The sequence below is a fragment of the Paenibacillus sp. N119s genome, from assembly GCF_059447605.1.
The window spans coordinates 1-3616 of record NZ_JCAJRU010000351.1; the positions used below are offsets into that span (position 1 = coordinate 1).

4 protein-coding genes are annotated in these 3616 nt (G+C 46.7%); 3 read left to right on the plus strand and 1 reads right to left on the minus strand.

Going from position 1 to position 3616, the window contains the following annotated elements; translation table 11 throughout:
* Nucleotides 1-152: 152 nt before the first annotated feature.
* From AC5V8P_RS24295 to AC5V8P_RS24305, 3 genes are all read left to right on the plus strand, one after another.
* Entirely contained in the window at nucleotides 153-1670 is a 1518-nt protein-coding gene (locus tag AC5V8P_RS24295; RefSeq protein ID WP_064796391.1) for a sugar ABC transporter ATP-binding protein, read from the plus strand.
* A complete protein-coding gene (locus tag AC5V8P_RS24300; RefSeq protein WP_064796392.1) occupies nucleotides 1667-2653 on the plus strand; it encodes an ABC transporter permease in 987 nt (328 codons plus the stop codon). Before AC5V8P_RS24295 ends, AC5V8P_RS24300 begins: the two co-directional genes overlap by 4 nt.
* A gap of 247 nt (nucleotides 2654-2900) precedes the next feature.
* The gene (locus tag AC5V8P_RS24305) at nucleotides 2901-3173 is read left to right on the plus strand and encodes an HU family DNA-binding protein (RefSeq protein WP_014599981.1); all 273 of its coding nucleotides are present in this window, start codon (nucleotides 2901-2903) and stop codon (nucleotides 3171-3173) included.
* A 71-nt stretch (nucleotides 3174-3244) separates the two neighbouring features.
* Here AC5V8P_RS24305 and AC5V8P_RS24310 read toward each other — a convergent pair whose 3' ends face one another.
* Nucleotides 3245-3418, minus strand: a complete 174-nt coding sequence (locus tag AC5V8P_RS24310; RefSeq protein ID WP_196771838.1) for a hypothetical protein — start codon at nucleotides 3416-3418, stop codon at nucleotides 3245-3247.
* Between the last annotated feature and the right edge of the window lie 198 nt (nucleotides 3419-3616).

Here is a 3616-nt window from a genome sequence, read left to right on the forward strand (position 1 = left end):
TGTCTCAATATGTGAAAGGATGGGGCAAAAGCGAGCAGGGCTACAAGGATTGGATGAAGGAATATGAAACGTCAAAATAAAATTGCTGCATAACGCAAATACAAAGGCGCGCTTCGGCGCGCTTTTATCATAAGCGGGAGTGAGGGGGCACCATGAGTTCACAAGTATACACATTGGATATGAAAAAAATCAGCAAACAGTTTGCTGGTGTAGCTGCGCTGCGTGCCGTGGATTTTACGGTGCAGGGTGGCGAAATTCACGCTCTGCTAGGTGCCAACGGTGCAGGTAAAAGCACATTAATGAAAATCTTGTCTGGTGCGTATCGTTTCGATCAGGGAGCGATCGTAGTGAATGGCAAGGAACTGATTATTCGTTCACCGTGGGAAGCCAAAAGAGCCGGAATTCATTGTGTGTATCAAGAAGTTGATTCGGCGCTTGTACCTCAGTTAACCGTCGCTGAAAACATTGTAATGGACGATTTGTCTGCACCTGAGGGTCAATGGTGGGCTGCACCCGCATCCATGCGCAGGCGAGCACGTGAAGCGTTAGCACGTCTGGAAGTTAATATAAATGTCCGGCGATACGTGTCTGAACTGACGTTGGCAGAAAAGCAGCTTGTACTCATTGCACGGATTTTGACGCAGCAAGCGAATACTATCATTTTTGATGAGCCAACGGCTCCGCTGAGCGAGGAAGAAACACGACGTTTGTTCCGCACCATTCATACCCTCAAGGATGAGGGAGTAGCATGCATTCTCATCACGCACCGGTTGCCAGAGGTCATTGAGCACAGTGACCGCATTACGGTGATGCGTGACGGTGAAAAAGTGTTTACGGGGTCTGTCTCTGATTTAAGTGCAGGTGACATTGTTACGCATATGCTTGGGAAAACATTTGATGAGGAATTTCCCAAAACAGAGGTACCCATTGGTGAAACGGTATTCGAAGCAAGAGGGCTCCGTAAGGGATTGCGGGTGCACGGTGTTGATTTACAGGTCAGACGCGGTGAAATTCTGTCGATTGTGGGTTTGGTCGGTGCGGGCAAGACGGAGCTGTCACGGCTGCTTACAGGAGCAGACAAGCTGGACGAAGGGGAGTTGACCTTCAAAGGGCACTTCATTCGTTTGCGAGAGCCTGCGGACGCGGTAGCACAAGGAATTGTGTCTATTCCCGAGGAGCGGCGCAAGCAGGGGGTGCTGATTGAGGAGAGTGTGGAACGAAACCTCAGTCTTCCACTCTTAGGCAAGCTCAGTGTTCTTGGTTTCATCAGTCGGCTGAAAGAACGTAATAACGGTAATGAGGTTGTCGCCTCTCTTGGTATTAAGACGCCTTCACTACGCCAGTATGTTAAGTATTTGAGTGGTGGGAATCAACAAAAGGTTGCGATAGGGAAGTGGCTTCATTCCGGGGCGGATGTATTTGTTTTTGACGAGCCAACGAAGGGTGTAGATATAGGGGCCAAAAGCGATATTTTCCGTATTATCGGTGAGCTGGCTGCACAAGGAAAAGCAATCATTTATCTTACCTGTGAATTTGCGGAAGGTATTGGCATAGGTGATCGGATCGCAGTGATGTATGACGGCAAAATAATAAGGGAATTTGCGCGAGGCGAAGTTGAACAGGAACAGCTTCTGTTGTACGCCAGCGGCGGTGAAGAGGTGCATTCATGAAGGAAAAATGGTTAAATGTCTCATTTCGTTACGGTGCTGTAGTTGTCATTATAGGTGTGTTGGCGTTTTTCTCAGCTACCTTACCTTATTTTTGGACGTATGATAATTTAATGGATATTCTTGGCTCAATTGCAATTGTTACTTTCGTGGCCATTGGTGTGACGTTGTCACTTATCGTAGATGGTTTTGATCTGTCGGTTGGTGCAACAGTATCTTTGACGACAGTTGTCTCAGCCTCGTTGATGGTCTGGTATGAACAGCCCGTTGCAGTGGTCATTATTGTGTCTCTGATCGTAGGAGCTTTGGTGGGACTGCTAAATTCACTATTGATTATTAAACTGCGTATCCCCGATTTGCTCGCAACTCTAGCCATTATGTACATTGTAAGCGGGATTCATCAGACGTACGCACAGGGCTATACCATCTACAATCATATGCAGTTTCCTGATGGCAGCAAGGCTCCAGGGGAGATATCTCCAGCATTTCTTTTACTAGGACAAGGTAAATGGTTGGGTATTCCGATATCGGTTATTCTACTGTTGCTAGCTGTGGCGGCGGTGCATGTTTTTTTGACCTACACGAAGCACGGGCGACAGATGTATGTAACTGGTGGAAATGAGGAGGCTGCTCGTCTGTCGGGCATACGGGTAAAAAAAGTTCGCACGCTGGCCTATGTGGCTTCAGGCGTATTTGCAGCCATTGCTGGTATTTTGTATGCCTCGCGTGTAGGTTCGGGCCAAATTGACGCTGGCTCTCCTTTGCTCATGGAGGCGGTAGCTGCAGTATTCGTTGGCTTTTCTGTGTTTGGTGCGGGTAAACCCAATGTCATTGGTACATTTATTGGTGCGGTGTTAATCGGCGTATTGGTTAATGGACTGACGATGATGAATGTGCAATATTTTGCCCATGACATTGTCAAAGGAGTAGTGCTGGTGCTTGCGCTGGCTGTTACTTTTTACGTGCTGAACCGTCGTCGTACTTGAAATTGTCTGTGGACTGTATTACTATAAACCTTGTTCCACGCAAGAAGGGTGCCATAAAACGCCAGTTTCGGCCTATATGGCGGTGGTTAGGTATATTATATGTATATTTAACGACGAAACGGAAACAGATGATAACATTATGGAAGGCAGTATGCCGCCCGGGTTATTTTATACAGGCGACTTCATTATTGGTGGTCACACCGATAACCTTAATGCTGGACTACACTTGAATTGGGAGGTGAATATATTGAATAAAACGGATTTGATCAATCAGGTTTCTGAGAGCACTGAATTGTCCAAAAAGGACGTAACGAAAGCAATCGATGCAGTATTTGAAGCGATCGCTGGAGCATTGCAAAACGGAGACAAGGTACAACTGGTAGGTTTCGGGAACTTTGAGGTTCGTGAACGTTCCGCACGTAAAGGACGTAACCCGCAAACAGGAGAAGAAATCGAAATCCCTGCGAGCAAAATTCCGGCATTCAAACCGGGTAAAGCGCTCAAAGACGGAATTAAATAAGATTTCTTACATATTCCCAATGCGCTGAAAAGACCGTGAATTTTATTCACGGCCTTTTCTTTTTGTCCTATTTACTTTGTAGTAGAGGTGCCATGGACTGAAGAAGAGGAAGTTGTCCTCCCGTTTCGCGAGGCATAAGCGATCAGCACTAGGGGTTCACCTGTCAGCTCGGTAAATTCATGTTCCAATCGTTGAAGCTGTTCGATCTGAGCAGGACTGAGATTAGCGGGACGATAGTTTTCCATCAAATCTGTTCCTTTCGTTGATAGATGAGACTGCACACATAGTATGGCACAGGACGCACTAATTGTTGCAGGCAGCGGGGGAAGCATGTAGTTGACAAAACAAGCTTAAATCTCCATCATAAAAAGTATAGCTTCGGCTCTCAGGGAGGAAAAGGACATGGAAGATAACGTGACGGGCAGCAGTGAGTACGTCGTAAT